Source organism: Limnobaculum zhutongyuii, assembly GCF_004295645.1.
In the GTDB taxonomy this organism is placed as follows: Bacteria; Pseudomonadota; Gammaproteobacteria; order Enterobacterales; family Enterobacteriaceae; genus Limnobaculum; species Limnobaculum zhutongyuii.
Genome location: NZ_CP034752.1, coordinates 570,870 through 587,288 on the forward strand (window position 1 = coordinate 570,870; position 16,419 = coordinate 587,288).

Sequence of the window (16,419 nt, forward strand, 5' to 3'; positions counted from 1 at the left end):
CTGGCGCCCCCCTCATTGTTTTGGAGAATATAGTTATGGCAAGAGAATTTAGCCGTACTCAGCGCGTTTCTCAGGAGATGCAAAAAGAGATTGCCATCATTTTACAGCGCGAAGTAAAAGATCCGCGCATTGGAATGGCAACGGTTTCTGGTGTAGAGCTTTCACGGGATCTGGCCTACGCCAAAGTATTCGTGACTTTTCTGAATGACAACGACGAAGATGCTATTGCTGGTGGTTTGAAAGCCTTACATGATGCATCTGGTTTTATCCGTTCACTGTTAGGAAAGGCGATGCGTCTGCGGGTTATTCCTGAGTTGACCTTTGCTTATGATAATTCACTGGTAGAAGGTATGCGTATGTCAAACCTGGTTACCAGCGTAGTGAAGAATGATGCCGAGCGCCGTGCTGCTGCCGGTGAGGATGAGGAAAAAGAGTAATGGGACGTCCTCGTCGTCGCGGTCGCGATATACATGGTGTTCTGCTGCTGGATAAGCCAACGGGCATCGGTTCTAACGATGTGCTGCAGAAAGTAAAGCGTATCTTTAACGCTAACAGAGCAGGACATACTGGTGCACTTGATCCACTGGCGACGGGTATGCTACCAATCTGTCTGGGAGAGGCGACCAAGTTCTCTCAGTTCTTATTGGATGCTGATAAACGTTATCGGGTGATTGCGCGGTTAGGACAACGAACCGATACCTCTGATTCTGATGGCGCTATCATTTCTGAACGTCCGGTTAATTTTACTCAGGTTCAGCTTGATAGCGCTCTGGATACTTTCCGCGGCGAATCCGATCAGATCCCATCAATGTATTCTGCATTGAAATATCAGGGGCGACCGCTGTATGAATATGCCCGTCAGGGTATTGAAGTTCCACGCGAATCCCGAAAAATTACAGTGTATGAGCTGAAATTTATTCGCTGGGAAGGTAATGAGCTGGAGCTGGAAATTCACTGTTCCAAAGGTACTTATATCCGCACCATCGTTGACGATTTAGGTGAGCTGCTGGGCTGTGGTGCCCACGTGATTTTCCTGCGCCGCCTGAATGTGGCTGACTATCCAACAGAACGAATGGTAACGCTGACTCAGCTTGAGCAAATTGTTAATAACGCTCAGGCGGAAGAACGCGCTCCGGCAGAGGACTTAGATCCACTGCTGCTACCAATGGACAGCGCCGTTGCTGACTTCCCTGAAGTTAACCTATTACCAGTAATGGGCGTATACGTTAAACAAGGGCAAGCAGTACAAGCCGCCGGTGCTCCACGTAGTGGATTAGTGCGCATTACCGTAGGCGATGAACGTGAGTTTATCGGCGTCGGCCAAATCGATGACGATGGCCGCGTAGCCCCCCGCCGTCTGGTAGTTGAAAATCCGGTTGAGTAGTCTCGTTAATTAAATAACAAAAAGACCCCCAATAATTGATTGTCCAACTATTGGGGGTCACTTCATATTCGTGCCTTTTTATTATTAGCAAATTCAAACTGAGGGAGAGATTTCCGTGGGGGTCGACTTGGCGTAAGCCAACGAAGTGCTCGTAGGAAATCTAGGCCCGAAGCGCACCAAAGTTGAGTACAGGTGGTCTTCCGGCCGGGCACAAAGATAATATAAGCAATTTGGCTTTTACGGCCGGAATACCCTCAGTAGCCAATTTGAATGACAGTATCAATCACCCAATCTCAAACTACAGTTGTCCCGCCGCCTTAATCGCCAGATACCTATTCACACTTTCAACCGCCAGTTGCTGCGGCTGAACGTCCAGACAGAGTACACCCGCACTACGTAAGCGAGTCAGGACGGCCTGACGTTTAGATTGATAGCTCGCGGCCGCAGCGCGCAGCGCAGCATCCTGTTGATTATTAATCGGCATTGAAGCCGCATTATCCAGCTCGGTTTCCCGCAGGCTGGCAACCAGTACCAGATGGCGCTTACTTAGCAGTTTTACTGCCGCCAACAGGCTCTGTTCATCTTCATCTCTTAAGTTGGTAAACAGTACGACCAGTGAGCGCTTACGTTCCCGGGTAATGAGTGACTGGGCGGCTACTTCAAAATCGCTACTGGACAGAGTCGGTTGCAGGTCGTACACCTCATGCAGTACCCGGTTAATTGCATTAACTGAACGAACCGGCGGCAAATAGCGCTCCGGCCCCCCCAGCGTTATCAAACCGACGGAGTCACCATAACGTAGCCCAACATAAGAGAGTAGCAATACGGCATTTAACGCATGGTCAAAATGCATTAGCTCACCTTCGCTGGCACCCATGCGGCGTCCACAGTCCAGCATCATGATAATGCGCTGATTGCGCTCATCCTGATATTCCCGAGAGATCATTTTTCTCATTCGGGTGGTGGCCTTCCAGTCTATTTGTCGCATCGCATCACCACTGCGATATTCACGCAGTTGTTCAAACTCCATACCCTGACCGCGTTTACGGAATTTATGGAATCCCATCCCTGCCTGAGTAATGGTCGTTTGCAGTGCCATTTGCGTTATTGGTGCAAAGTTAGGAAAGACACTCACTTTTTGTGTTGAACCAACCAGTGCCTGACGTTGCCATAGCTGCAAAGGGGAAAACAGACGCAGATGGACGCGACCAAACCATAAATCGCCTCGCATTAGCGGCTTGATGCGGTAAACAACCTGAGAAACCTGCGGGGGAGTAAGTATCAGATGAATGGTTCTGTCATCGTACTCACACTTCTCCGGCGGGCTGTCCTTTAATTGAATTTTTTGCCGCACAGATACCTGAGAAGTGACAGATAAAGTCACATTACGCCAAATAGTTTGCGGAAGACTGCCTGCAACCTCGCGTTCAATAACCGGTAGCGGCTGTCGATATAAACCGATAGCATCCAGAGTAATCAGCAGCAACAGTGCTGCGCCGCCTATCAGCCAGACAGGAAACAGCGAAGGTACAATCGCTGCGGGAATAGACCCACAGAACCAAAGACCTCCAAGTACCAGTAGCCGGTTAGAAGGCAGAATCATCTGCGCGGAGCCTCAATTTGATCTAACAGGCGGTTAAGAATGTGCTCTTCCGTCAGCCCTTCAATTTCAGCATCAGGCGAAAGGGCAATACGATGGCGCAGTGTCGGTATTGCCTGTTGTTTCACGTCGTCAGGCGTTACAAAGTCGCGACCTGCCAATATAGCACTGGCACGAGCTGAACGAATAAGTGCGATACCACCACGCGGGCCAGCGCCAGTGCTGATACCTGGCCAGTTACGTGTTGTTCTGACAATGCTTAATGCGTAATTCAGCACGCTGTCATCAACCCGAATACCCGCAGTAATTTTTTGTAAGGCAACGATCATTTCCGGGCTGGCAACCGCTTCGATTTTATCAACGTCCAGACGATCGCCAACGCGTTCAAAGGTGCTGGCGGCCACTAATGCCAGCTCTTCATGCTCGGTAGGGTAGTCAAACATCACATGAAGTAAAAATCTGTCCAGCTGAGCTTCCGGCAGGGCATAGGTTCCATCCTGCTCGATCGGGTTTTGAGTCGCAATAACTAAAAAAGGAGGAGAAAGCTGAGCCGTTTCCCCTTCAATAGTCACCTGGCCTTCCTGCATCACTTCCAACAACGCGGCCTGAGTTTTTGCCGGAGCTCGGTTAATTTCATCTGCCAGCATTAGGTTAGTAAATACCGGGCCACGACGCACCACAAATTCAGATGCCTTCATATCATAAAACATATGGCCGGTGACGTCGGCAGGCATTAAATCCGGAGTAAACTGGATACGTGATGAATGACAGCTACAAGCCTGCGCCAGCGCTTTAGCCAGCAACGTTTTCCCCAACCCCGGAACCCCTTCAAGTAGCACATGACCGCCAGCCAGCAGGGCGCAAAGGATCTGTTCTACAACATGTTCCTGACCAATAAATACCTTACGGATCTGTTCCTGAATACGCAGAACAATATCCGTTGCATCCTGAGGAGTAGTCGGGATAGTCGGTATCGGAGCGGATGGTGAAAAATAACTATCCGTTGAGTTAAATTCCATAGTTTAGTCTCCTACTCGAACTGCTTTGCAGTGAGTTTAATCGGTCAATCAGCAGGCACAGGGTTTGGGTCGATTGGGTAAATTGGTTCAGGTGCTGAACTTCCCCTTCCATCGCCTGAGTAATAAGCCCGATGTCATAATGAGTAATATGTTCAATAAGTTGAGCGTCGCTGCGTCTGCCGGGATATTGAATGCGCAACGGTTGCAGCAGGCGTAGCACCTCTTCCCTCAATGGGGCGACCAGTCGTTCATAGTCGTAATTATGCAGATGGAAGTCAGCGACGGCCCTTAAATGTTCAGTAAGGCTGGGGCGAGCAGGTGGTGGTGTAGGGATAAGCGCACCAAACCGGGGGATATAGCGCCACAACACCAGTAAGATGCAAAGCCCAAATGCCAGTAATGTGTAAAGCGCATGTTCAATCAGCCAGCTTAACAGATTTGGTAAAGTGGCATAACGAACCAGATAGAGCATGTCGTTTCTGTCTGGCAAGGTAGCAACATGTAGCCAAAGTTTGGCATGGTCATATTGCTTAATATTGTCATTACCAAATAGCCTGAGTGGAACAACCGTAACCCAACCCTGTTCAAACTGAAAACGGCTGATGATGTCCCATTCACTTTTCGTTGATTCCGGAACGTTTTCCGTGGTTTTCCAGTCTACGTAGAAACGAGGTGTATCAGCGACATCAGCCACCATTTTGTCTTTTTCAAAAACGATGGACACGCCATCTCGTTTTTTGGCTGGTGTATCATTCTCTTTTTCTTTTTCCGGTAATTTAACCGTAACCAGCTCAACCGGTGCTTTTGCGGTTTTGCATTTATCATCATCACATTCATCCTTCAGATAAATATCAAACAGTTCCTGCAGATCGATACTGTTTTTATCTTCCAGGGGTGCAATAACCAGATGACCGCCGTTACTCACCCAGTCCATCAGTTTAGTTTTTTGTGTGGGTTCTTTAAGTAAGCCATCAGGATTGAATAACACCAGGGTTGATTTTGCCGGTAACTTATTCAATGACAACGAATCACCAACGGTCTTGACCTGATAGCCAGACTTATTCAGCAATTGTTCTGCGGTGTAGTAATTATTGGCGATAACTTTCCAACTGGGTGGTGTGGTAACTTCTCGTTCTTCCCACTCGAGTTGTTGATAGTAATAGATTGCCAGCCCGGCAATGACGGCAAATATAATCCCCAAAATCAGCCATGGATTGCTGCTTTTCTTTACATCATTTGTGGACATGATTAACTGGCCTCCCACTGAGATTGGTGATCGTAGTGAGTCGGCCATTCACGACAAAGTTGTTCTAACTTTGTGATATCAGGAGAGCGGTGCGCATAAGCCTGTGCCAGCCAAAGCTGAGTTAATTTAATAAAAAATGCCGCGCTGTTAAGTTCAGCTCGTTTGACTAAACGGATACAGTCCTGTTCGGTATCTGAAGAGCGAAACATCACCCGATCCCGATGGGCAAGCACCGATAACGAACCGCGAAATAGCAGGCTGAGAGCAGAACGCAAATCGCCGGAATGAATCATCGACAGGGCAACTTCGGCGATATTCTCAGGCAAAGATTCGGGTTGAATATCCAACCCGGCAATTTGTGCCGGAGGGGCCTCTTTCTGACCTTTTTGTCCCCGCATATCGGGTAACCGCATAATAATAAAATAGGCAATAGCAATGACCACCAGCGCCAGAATCCCCCAGAGCATCCATTGGCCAGCACCCGTTAAAGCCAGCAACGCATTGTTAGGATTGGCGGAAACGGGAGGAGGTGAAAAATCCGGTTTTTTATTGGGCTTCTTCACCTTCTTTTCCTGCATAAACTTCAGACGCTTTCTGACTTCTTTACCGCCATACTCGGGTTGTTTCAGAATTTGCTGTAATTTTTCAGGCGCGTCGTTAATCGTTTCCTGCCTGACGGTTGAATTGCTTTGGCTGGCATAACTGTGAGAAGAGTAGCCGGAGATACCGATGGTCAGCACAAGCAACATAGCACCAAACAGAGTCGATGAAGCAATACGGCTTCGCTTTTCTATTTTGCGAAATTCCAGTTCAATATCCCAGGCTTCGATATCACTGCGTCTCTTTAAATAAAGAGAAAAACCAGCGGCAACATAGATAGGTTCCCACAATAAAATACCAAGAATATAGAATCCCAAAGCCATCAGTGAGTGGTAACTAACATTGTTAAACCACAGATCTTTTAGCAGGTCGTCGGTATAGCTATTGTTATCAATAGATATCATGGCGACAAATGCAATAGCACAAACAGGAAAAATCTTTTCTACCACAAAACCAAACAGCGTTAATACGGCAGCATTAATACCAATGTAGTTTGAAATCGCTTTACGTCTTATTCTGGCATTGCGACCTTTAATACCTTCAAGCACATCAACCGGTAGCGTCAGCGATCGATAGGGTGAGAAACGGGCCCAGGTGAGAGCACGAATTAACCGGGTTTTGAATAGTATAGTGGGAATCGCTTTCAGGCTTTGACGTAAGGTTGGGGCAGAGCCAAACACTGCTCTGCTGATAACAAACAGCGCCATACGGTCAAGCATTGGTTTTATCCACCATATCAGCAGATAGATAGCGGTATAACTAAATTCAGCCCAATAGGACAAACCAAACAACAGGCCAATCACCGGTAACGAAAAACATAACCATGCAATATAGAGAGGCTTGAACCAATGCATTGCCATGCGAACGCCTAAATCGATGGCCTCATTGGCTGGTCTGGTACGTAGCACAATGACTAAACGATCAAGCTGCATGGCGACGCCCTGTAAAAATAAAATAGCCAAGCAACAGAAGTAGCGTAAAGACACCACCGGCAATTTTTATTGGTAGAGGGAAATTATGTGGCGACCAGAATGCTTCAATCATAGCGGCTATCAGTAACATTATGCCGCTACCACAAATCAGCCCCAACACCGAACGCGCGGTAGTTTTTAATGAATCAGGGCGACTCAGGCGGCCTGGCATAATCAAGCTCCAACCCAGTTTTAGCCCGGTGGCACCAGAAATAATGATTCCGCCAATTTCAAATGCGGTATGACCAAGAACAAATGAATAAAAGTTGCGTCCGGCACCAATATTAACCAGTCTGGCCTCGATGGCTCCCATATGAATACCGTTGAATACCAACGTATACACCGTACCCAAACCGGCTAACAGACCCCCAGCAAACGCCCTGAAGGCTATGCTGATATTGTTATAAATGTAGAAGCCAAACATTTTCCAGTTAGAACCAGAGTCACGCAAGATACTGGCGCCATAGTCAAAGGCATCGTCACCGTTGTACATGTCGTCCATCTGGTGAATATCATCAGGAGCAATAACCACGTAGATAAAATCAGGCCACAGGCGGATAACCACCATCATAATGATCCATGGCCCAATAATAAGAAGGGTAGAGAGAAGTACCCAGCGAAGATTGGCGCGCAGGTCGGCGGCGAATCCTCCGGCAATATAGTTCAGCATTCGGCCACTTATACCACTGTTGGTGCGATATAAGATGTCATGCCCTGACTGAACCAAATTATGTAACCGTTCAACCAGTAACAGGCTATAACCGCGATCGCGGGCGATAGCCAAATGTTGGCAAAGGTTTCGGTAGCGTTGTGGCATTTCGTGGTTGGCAAAAGGCTGCTGAGAGGCAGTTCCATCCTGATTTTTTATAATTCTCAGATGGTGGCCTAACCAGTTTTCAAAGGCTTCCCATTCCGCCTGATGTAATGCCTCGAAGCGTTCCTGCTTCCTGCCTTGGCTTGGTTAAACCTACAGAACGTTCAGCAAAAGAGACTATAGTTTTTTGTGTATCACGTGATAGTGGAAAATCAGGAGGAACCGGCATTGCTTCCGGTATGCTAAAGCGTCTGGCTGCAGGTTCGGTATAAACCACGATGGTACCCGCGACAATATCCCCTAAACGGCGGAACTCTTTGTTGGTTAACATAGATATCAAACCAAACAAATAGAAAAGCGGGAAGAAATCAGCAAAGCGTAAAAAATTACGAATGATAGAAGCACTCAGACTAATTGGTGTTCCATTGTCATTAAGTACTTTTAGGCCTACAAGGCGTTTACCAGGTGTTTTTCCTTTAAATACCACTTCAAAAAAAACCGGGTAAAACCATTCAATAAGAAAAATCGAAATCAGAAATAGCCCAATACCCAAATCACCAATAAACATAGAGGGTATTGCGATAAGCAGCATTAAGAGCCAGCGCAGGATGGTATCAATAAAAAAAGCAAAGCCGCGGGGCAGAAATCCGGCAGGGTGTAATCGGATCTCAATCAGCTCCGGCGTAGTGATGTCACGAACCGTATCAAGCATCATATATTAAAGCCGGGCAGAGGCCCGGCTTTATCTCTGAAAATTACTTAGCGATAAACAGACTACGGTAAGTCGTGTAGTAAGTAACAAGGAACAGAGGCATGGTGATTAACAGACCTAAACCGAAAGGTAAGGCTGAAACGAACATGATGATACCCATTACCAGGAAGAACAGCAGGCCGGGAACGATGTTCTTTTTAACAGCAGACAGGCTCATAGAAACAGCCTGACCTAAAGGCAGGTTGTGAACAACGATTAATGCAGGAGCAAACCAGGTTAATGCATAACCAACCAGATAGATAACCATCATCAGCAGGAAAGCCAGGAACATCATACCGCCGCTTGCGCCAGCCATTGCCATTGAAGGATCGCCACCCGCTTGTGAACCTACTGCCATTGCCAGCATAGCGCTACCGCCAACAACGAACATCACAATAATCGCCAGAATCATGATACCGAACATGATAGCGCCAACACCCAGCAGTGAACCCAGATTCTTTTGGAAACCAGAGAACAGCAGGCCAAGGTCAACTTCACCCGTCATACGTTGTTTTTCACAGATAGCAATAATGCCACCAACGAAAATTGGCATGATAACGGCAGTTAAAATGTTCAGGAATGGAATAAAACTGATAATCATCAGAATTACGAACAGGACGATACCCAGAACAACCCACATACCTAATTTAGGTTTCATGAAGTTCCAAGCTTGAGTAATCCAGTTCACGCCTTCACCGGCAGGAACAGCCTGACCGCCAGGGATAAAGGTTTCACCCGCTTTATCAAGTACCACAGCTACGTCTTCGACGTTAGATTCTGGTGGTGTGTAAGGGTTATGGTCTTGTTGAGTCATAGTATGTTTCTCTTTCCTTAGGGAGTTTTCGGTCTATAAAGTATTGACCAAATCCATATATCCAAAAAATTATTTTAGCCAAAGCCCTCAGCACCCAGAAAATCAAATATAGCGGGGGATTGAGGAACGATAATCATACCCGCCAAGGGATTTTATGAAAAGAGTATTTGTGCGTTTTTGATATAATATCCCACTCTTTTCCATAAAACTCATTCAGCAACTAATAGTTAGGTGAAAATATAAATGGTTGGCAATGTCCGTCGTTAACGGCTATTGGCGTTTGTTAAATAAATTTTACAGCCTGCCCCGTTCGCTGGCTTGCTATATGGCAGAGTGGGGAGTAGTATATGTCGGCTTATGCATTGGGTGGCTGAATTAGAGATCGGCGCCTGTTTTATTTATATCTAAGAGTTGGAGTTCTATAATGTCTCTAAGTGTTGAAGCGAAAGCTAAAATTGTTGCTGAGTATGGTCGTGGCGCAAACGACAGTGGTTCACCAGAAGTTCAGGTAGCCCTGCTGACTGCACAAATTAACCACCTGCAAGGCCATTTCTCCGAGCACAAAAAAGATCACCACAGTCGTCGTGGTCTGCTGCGTATGGTTTCTCAGCGTCGTAAGTTGCTGGACTATCTGAAGCGTAAAGACAGCTCACGTTATACTCAACTGATTGCTAGTCTGGGTCTGCGTCGCTAAGTCGATGAGTTTCAGGAGAAAGGGGCCAAATGTGGCCCCTTTCTTCTAGGATTAGACGACGAATAGCAGTATTATAGAACGCTGGTTTTTGGGCCTTCTGGTGCAGAGATTCGCGCGGCTAATGAAAGTATTGATAGAGTGGTGGTTATTTTTATAACTAATGCTATGTTAAATCAGGACTTTCATTAGTCGCGAGGATGCAGTTAGAAGAAAGTTAAAATTAGCCCGTTGAAGCAAATGCTTGATGGGCTCGTATGAAAATAAAGGAAAATAGCTTGCTAAATCCGATTGTTCGTAAATTTAAGTATGGTCAACATACCGTGACGTTAGAAACCGGTATGATGGCTCGTCAGGCAACGGCTGCTGTGATGGTAAACGTTGATGACACTGCAGTATTTGTTACCGTTGTGGGTGCGAAAAAAGCAAAAGAAGGTCAATCTTTCTTCCCATTAACCGTTAACTATCAAGAGCGTACTTACGCTGCTGGTCGTATCCCAGGTGGTTTTTTCCGTCGTGAAGGTCGTCCTAGCGAAGGTGAAACACTGATCGCTCGTCTGATTGACCGTCCGATTCGTCCTCTGTTCCCGGAAGGTTTCCTGAATGAAGTCCAGGTTATCGCAACCGTAGTTTCTGTTAACCCACAAGTAAGCCCGGATATCGTGGCAATGATTGGTACTTCTGCAGCATTAGTGCTGTCGGGTATTCCATTCAACGGTCCAATTGGTGCTGCACGTGTTGGTTTTATTAACGATCAATATGTTCTGAACCCAACCACCGATGAGCTGAAAGAGAGCCGTCTGGATCTGGTCGTTGCAGGTACCCAAAGCGCAGTATTGATGGTTGAATCCGAAGCTGAATTACTGAGCGAAGAACAAATGCTGGGTGCGGTAATGTTTGGTCATGAGCAACAACAAGTTGTGATTGATAACATTAATGCGCTGGCAGCAGAAGCAGGTAAAGCTAAGTGGGAATGGCAAGCACCTGAAACTAATCAGGCGCTGTATGCTCAGGTTGAAGCTTTAGCTTCTGCTCGCTTAGGTGATGCTTACCGTATTACTGATAAACAAGAGCGTTATGCTCAAATCGACGTGATTAAAGCTGATGTGGTTGCAGCCCTGTTAGAGCAGGATGCAGACTTAAACCAAAGCGAAATCGGCGATATGCTGGGCAGCATTGAGAAAAACGTAGTTCGTAGTCGCGTACTGCGCGGTGAGCCACGTATCGATGGCCGTGAAAAAGATATGATTCGTGGTCTGGATGTACGCACAGGCGTATTACCACGTACTCATGGTTCAGCACTGTTCACCCGTGGTGAAACTCAGGCTCTGGTTGTCGCAACGCTGGGTACTGCCCGTGATGCTCAAAACATTGACGAGTTGACCGGTGAGCGTACGGACAGCTTCCTGTTCCATTATAACTTCCCTCCGTACTCTGTAGGCGAAACCGGCATGGTTGGTTCACCTAAGCGTCGTGAGATTGGTCATGGTCGTCTGGCGAAGCGCGGTGTATTAGCGGTGATGCCTGACCAGACTGAATTCCCATATACCGTTCGTGTAGTGTCAGAAATTACTGAATCTAACGGTTCATCTTCTATGGCTTCTGTTTGTGGTGCTTCATTAGCACTGATGGATGCTGGCGTGCCAATTAAGGCTGCTGTTGCGGGTATCGCAATGGGTCTGGTGAAAGATGATGAAAGCTTTGTTGTTCTGTCAGATATTCTGGGTGACGAAGACCACCTGGGCGATATGGACTTTAAAGTAGCAGGTAGCCGCGAAGGTATCTCTGCACTGCAGATGGATATTAAAATTGAAGGTATTACCCGTGAGATCATGAAAGTGGCTCTGAATCAGGCTAAAGGTGCTCGTTTGCACATTCTTGGCGTGATGGAACAGGCTATTTCTGCACCACGTGGTGATATTTCTGAGTTCGCTCCACGTATCCACACCATCAAGATTAATCCTGAGAAAATCAAGGATGTGATCGGTAAAGGTGGTGCGGTAATTCGTGCTCTGACTGAAGAAACCGGTACAACTATCGAAATCGAAGATGACGGTACAGTGAAGATCGCAGCAGTTGACGGTGATAAAGCGAAACACGCTATTCGCCGCATTGAAGAGATCACCGCTGATGTTGAAGTTAACCGCATTTATGCCGGTAAAGTGACCCGTATCGTTGACTTTGGTGCTTTCGTATCCATCGTTGGTGGTAAAGAAGGTCTGGTTCATATTTCTCAAATCGCGGATAAGCGCGTAGAGAAAGTATCAGACTACCTGCAAATGGGTCAGGAAGTTCAGGTGAAAGTGATGGAAGTTGATCGTCAAGGCCGTATTCGCTTAAGCATTAAAGAAGCGACTGCGCCGAGTCAAGACGCTCCAGCAGCATCTGAAGAGCAATAACGGTAATATTTATTATTACTGTAATTAATTACATGGTGTCTTGTTGTTGTATAATGGCAAGTCACCATGTGTATGACTGGGACAGGGAGTTCTTGTGTAAAAGCAAGTGGATGGTAGGATACCTATCCCATGTTTGTCTCCGGGAGTTGAAATGAAGCCTATTTTGCGCTGGTGCTACATTGTTGCAACAGCCATTCTGTTAACAGGATGTAGCAGCCTTGAAGGGCGTAAATATGGCGTTTTGGCAATTCCATTGCAGCCAACGCTGCAACAGGAAGTGATGCTGGCCCGTATGGAACAAATCCTTGCGAGTCAGGTCTTATCAGGTGATGAAAGAGCGCAGCTATTGTATGAGCGTGGTGTATTGTTCGACAGTCTTGGACTGCGGGCATTGGCACGTAATGACTTTTCGCAAGCGTTGATGATTCGTCCTGATATTCCAGAGGCATTCAATTACTTAGGAATATATCTGACGCAGGGCGGCAACTTTGATGCTGCTTATGATGCGTTTGATTCTGTATTAGAGCTTGATCCAACTTATAACTACGCGCGTTTAAACCGAGGGATTGCCTTATATTATGGCGGTCGCTACATTTTAGCGCAGGATGATCTGCTGGCGTTTTATCATGACGACCCTAACGATCCTTTCCGGTCTCTTTGGCTGTATTTAGCTGAAAAAGAGATTGATTCAGGTAAAGCAAAGAAGGCTCTTAAAGAGCGTTATGCTAAAGCTGAACGAGGAGAGTGGGGCTGGAATATTGTGGAGTTCTACCTGGGTGATATCAGCGAAAAAACGCTGGTTAACCGTCTACAGGCAGAAGCAACGGATAACACTTCGCTCGCTGAGCATCTCAGTGAAACTGACTTCTATTTAGGTAAACACTACCTGAGTCTGGGGGACAAGAACACCGCCGTGGCGTTGTTCAAACTGACGGTTGCCAACAACGTACATAACTTTGTTGAGCACCGCTATGCACTGTTGGAATTAGCCTTGTTCGGGCTAGAGCAAGACGACCTATCAGAATCGGATAAAAAATAGACTGACGATTAAGTCAAAGCGGCCTTGCGTGTCTTGATGACAAACGAGGGCGGTTTTTCTGTTCGTTTTTTAATCTAATTTGAGCTGGTTCACACTTTTAAATGAAAATGACTGAGTATTTTCTCAATAAGGTATGTAGACTGGCCGCCATTTTTAGTGAGGCACGTGTACATGTCTGAGATAGAAACCTCTTTTGCTGATTTAGGCTTATCAGCACCTTTATTAAAAGCATTGACCGATATGGGATATGAAAAACCATCCCCGATTCAGTCGGCTTGTATTCCACATCTGCTGGAAGGTCGCGATGTATTAGGCATGGCGCAAACCGGTAGCGGCAAAACAGCGGCATTCGCATTGCCGTTTCTTAACAATATTCAAGCTGATATGGCCTGTCCGCAGGTTCTGGTATTGGCTCCAACCCGTGAATTAGCGGTTCAGGTAGCAGAAGCCTGTACTGAATATGCTAAAAATATGTCGGGTATTCGCGTTGTTGCTCTGTACGGCGGTCAACGCTATGACGTGCAACTGCGTGCTTTACGTCAGGGTCCACAAATTGTTGTGGGAACCCCAGGTCGTCTGTTAGATCACCTGAAACGTGGCACATTAGATTTATCTAAACTGAAAGGTTTAGTGCTGGATGAAGCTGACGAAATGTTACGTATGGGCTTCATCGAAGACGTTGAAACCATCATGGCGCAGATTCCGGCTGAACATCAGACCGCACTGTTCTCTGCGACTATGCCAGAAGCGATTCGTCGTATTACTCGTCGTTTCATGAAGGATCCACAGGAAGTTCGCATTCAGTCCAGCGTAGTGAATACGCCAGATATCAGCCAGAGTTACTGGACGGTATACGGTATGCGTAAAAACGAAGCGCTGGTTCGTTTCCTGGAAGCGGAAGATTTTGATGCGGCAATTATCTTTGTTCGCACCAAAAATGCCACGCTGGAAGTTGCTGAAGCATTAGAGCGCAGTGGCTATAACAGCGCCGCGTTAAATGGTGATATGAACCAGGCCCTGCGTGAGCAAACGCTGGAGCGCCTGAAGAATGGTCGTCTGGATATTTTGATTGCAACTGATGTTGCGGCTCGTGGTCTGGACGTTGAACGTATCAGCCTGGTCGTAAACTATGATATCCCGATGGATTCAGAGTCTTATGTTCACCGTATCGGTCGTACCGGTCGTGCGGGTCGTGCGGGTCGTGCATTACTGTTTGTTGAGAACCGTGAGCGTCGTTTACTACGTAACATTGAACGTACGATGAGAATTACCATTCCTGAAGTGGATTTACCTTCAGGCGATCTGTTAAGCAAGCGCCGTTTAGAGAAGTTTGCTACACGCGTTAGCCAGCAGCTGGAAAGCAGCGATTTGGATCAATACCGTGCGTTGTTGGCTAAATTACAGCCAGCAGAAGAGCAGGATATTGAGACTCTGGCAGCGGCACTGCTGAAGATGGCTCAGGGCGAACGCCCATTAATTCTGCCACCGGATGCACCTGTTGATCGTCGTCCACGTCGCGAAATGCGCGATCGTGACGATCGTGGCAGCAACGACCGTTTTGGTCGTCGTGAGCGCGATAACAGCAATGGCCGTGAAGCACCAGCCCGCCGTGAACGTCGTGACGTTGGCGAGATGGATATGTACCGTATTGAAGTGGGTCGTGATGATGGTGTTGAAGTTCGCCATATCGTTGGCGCTATTGCTAACGAAGGTGATATCAGCAGCCGCTACATTGGTAACATTAAATTGTACGCCACTCATTCAACGATCGAGTTGCCAAAAGGTATGCCTGGAGAGCTGTTACAGCACTTCACCAAAACTCGCGTGCTGAATAAGCCATTAAATATGCAACTGATGGGTGATGCACCTGCCAGTGAACCTCGTCGTGGTGGCGGTGGTCGTCGTGATGGTGCTCCTGCTGCTGGTGGTGAGCGTCGTCCTTTTAATGGTGAACGTCGTTCTTCTGGTAATGGTGGCGCGGGCCGCGGCCGTGACGGTCAATCTCGTGGTCCACGTCGTGAATCTGGTAGCCGTGAGGGTGGTAATAGCGCCCCACGTCGCCGTTCATATTCTGGTAATGAATAAGATGTAAGGAATATGGGTAAAGGTTTGTAAGCCATTATTCATTAAAAATTACATAAAAAGCACCTGTGAGCACTCTCATCAGGTGCTTTTTTTTATTATGCTATTATATAAATAGGAGCATTCACCTATTGTCATTATTAATGGAATTAATCTGATATTAACCCGACTCCTGCATATAATGAGGTGACAGGTTTTATTTATTTTTTTAAATTTACGGATAATTAACACATGAATACAGCAACAAACGTTTTACCTATTCCGGCATTACCTATTATTCAAAGTACTGTTTTAGCTTCAGCACCGACCTTTGCAGGTGGACGTCATGATGGGCATATGAATGTATTATGTGCATTAGTTCGTGGTGAAAAAACGGCTGAGGAAGCAGCAAACTATTTAAAAGAAAACGTTATTGATACTTCTAATGATAAGGCATTCTCATTATTTGTTGGTGAGCGTCGTCCTGAGCAGGATGCGGCATGTGCTGCGTATATCGCTTCAACAGTTTTAATCCCGCCTAATTTTGGTGAGTTTCTGGAGCCTGCGGCAAATAAGAGCGAAGATAATAAAGATGATAAGCAAGAGTTCTCGATTAATCAGGAACGCTTGAATGCTTCATTAACCACTAAGCTGGCCGTTGCTTTAGCTAACGTTGATGTGTTTGCATTAATTGCCCGAATTTTACCAGAAAATCTAACGGTTGAAGCTTACCGTACGGAAATCGCTCGTCTGTTTGGTTTATTAGCGCCGGTATATATGGAGCGCGTTCAGGCCTATTTCCACAATGGATTGACTTTCAATCTATTACAAATGCAAAACAATCAATTCACCTTTACCAGTTCAAACGGTTATGTATTTAACTATGATATTAATGGGTTGAGCCTGAGATTGGGCGGCATTAACTGGTATGGCAGTGGTCAACTTATGGGGCAGGAACACTACCTGAACGTGGATTACTTCACACCAAAAGTTGCTGAGTTACTGAAATAAGGTTTACGGTAATAAGCGT

Annotated in this window: 15 protein-coding genes; 8 read left to right on the plus strand and 7 right to left on the minus strand. The window is 46.5% G+C overall.

What is annotated here, in order from left to right:
* The first annotated feature begins 35 nt into the window (after nt 1–35).
* Complete coding sequence (gene rbfA, locus EKN56_RS02125; RefSeq protein WP_130590296.1) at nt 36–437, plus strand: 30S ribosome-binding factor RbfA; 402 nt, start codon at nt 36–38, stop codon at nt 435–437.
* Complete coding sequence (gene truB, locus EKN56_RS02130) at nt 437–1,384, plus strand: tRNA pseudouridine(55) synthase TruB (protein WP_130590297.1); 948 nt, start codon at nt 437–439, stop codon at nt 1,382–1,384. Before rbfA ends, truB begins: the two co-directional genes overlap by 1 nt.
* 298 nt (nt 1,385–1,682) lie before the next feature.
* On the opposite strand, the gene EKN56_RS02135 is transcribed toward truB, so the two are convergent.
* From EKN56_RS02135 to EKN56_RS02165, 7 genes are all read right to left on the minus strand, one after another.
* Nucleotides 1,683–2,987 (minus strand): DUF58 domain-containing protein, encoded by a 1,305-nt coding sequence (locus EKN56_RS02135; RefSeq protein ID WP_130590298.1) that lies wholly within the window; start codon nt 2,985–2,987, stop codon nt 1,683–1,685.
* Nucleotides 2,984–4,003 (minus strand): AAA family ATPase, encoded by a 1,020-nt coding sequence (locus EKN56_RS02140; protein ID WP_130590299.1) that lies wholly within the window; start codon nt 4,001–4,003, stop codon nt 2,984–2,986. Before EKN56_RS02140 ends, EKN56_RS02135 begins: the two co-directional genes overlap by 4 nt.
* Complete coding sequence (locus tag EKN56_RS02145) at nt 3,993–5,249, minus strand: DUF4350 domain-containing protein (protein ID WP_168189581.1); 1,257 nt, start codon at nt 5,247–5,249, stop codon at nt 3,993–3,995. The genes EKN56_RS02140 and EKN56_RS02145 overlap by 11 nt, the downstream gene beginning before the upstream one ends.
* A gap of 2 nt (nt 5,250–5,251) precedes the next feature.
* Entirely contained in the window at nt 5,252–6,781 is a 1,530-nt protein-coding gene (locus tag EKN56_RS02150) for a DUF4129 domain-containing protein (RefSeq protein ID WP_130590301.1), read from the minus strand.
* Nucleotides 6,771–7,637 carry a stage II sporulation protein M gene (locus EKN56_RS02155; protein WP_130590302.1) on the minus strand — a complete coding sequence of 289 codons (867 nt, stop codon included), beginning with the start codon at nt 7,635–7,637 and terminating at the stop codon, nt 6,771–6,773. The genes EKN56_RS02150 and EKN56_RS02155 overlap by 11 nt, the downstream gene beginning before the upstream one ends.
* 79 nt (nt 7,638–7,716) lie before the next feature.
* Nucleotides 7,717–8,349: an RDD family protein gene (locus EKN56_RS02160; protein ID WP_130590303.1), complete on the minus strand. Its 633-nt coding sequence runs from the start codon at nt 8,347–8,349 to the stop codon at nt 7,717–7,719.
* A 40-nt stretch (nt 8,350–8,389) separates the two neighbouring features.
* Nucleotides 8,390–9,199 (minus strand): BPSS1780 family membrane protein, encoded by an 810-nt coding sequence (locus EKN56_RS02165; protein WP_246019940.1) that lies wholly within the window; start codon nt 9,197–9,199, stop codon nt 8,390–8,392.
* 424 nt (nt 9,200–9,623) lie between these two features.
* Here EKN56_RS02165 and rpsO point away from each other — a divergent pair, with 424 nt between their 5' ends.
* The 6 genes from rpsO (at nt 9,624) to EKN56_RS02195 (ending at nt 16,400) form a co-directional block, all read left to right on the plus strand.
* Nucleotides 9,624–9,893 (plus strand): 30S ribosomal protein S15, encoded by a 270-nt coding sequence (gene rpsO / locus EKN56_RS02170; protein ID WP_047779836.1) that lies wholly within the window; start codon nt 9,624–9,626, stop codon nt 9,891–9,893.
* A 275-nt stretch (nt 9,894–10,168) separates the two neighbouring features.
* Nucleotides 10,169–12,289: a polyribonucleotide nucleotidyltransferase gene (gene pnp, locus EKN56_RS02175; RefSeq protein ID WP_130593564.1), complete on the plus strand. Its 2,121-nt coding sequence runs from the start codon at nt 10,169–10,171 to the stop codon at nt 12,287–12,289.
* A 151-nt stretch (nt 12,290–12,440) separates the two neighbouring features.
* Nucleotides 12,441–13,328: a lipoprotein NlpI gene (nlpI, locus tag EKN56_RS02180; RefSeq protein WP_130590304.1), complete on the plus strand. Its 888-nt coding sequence runs from the start codon at nt 12,441–12,443 to the stop codon at nt 13,326–13,328.
* 107 nt (nt 13,329–13,435) lie between these two features.
* On the plus strand, nt 13,436–13,507 hold the full coding sequence (yrbN, locus tag EKN56_RS21585; RefSeq protein WP_407656544.1) for a protein YrbN: 72 nt from the start codon (nt 13,436–13,438) through the stop codon (nt 13,505–13,507).
* Nucleotides 13,500–15,413: a DEAD/DEAH family ATP-dependent RNA helicase gene (locus EKN56_RS02190; protein WP_130590305.1), complete on the plus strand. Its 1,914-nt coding sequence runs from the start codon at nt 13,500–13,502 to the stop codon at nt 15,411–15,413. Before yrbN ends, EKN56_RS02190 begins: the two co-directional genes overlap by 8 nt.
* A 228-nt stretch (nt 15,414–15,641) precedes the next feature.
* A complete protein-coding gene (locus EKN56_RS02195) occupies nt 15,642–16,400 on the plus strand; it encodes a hypothetical protein (protein ID WP_130590306.1) in 759 nt (252 codons plus the stop codon).
* Nucleotides 16,401–16,419: the final 19 nt, after the last annotated feature.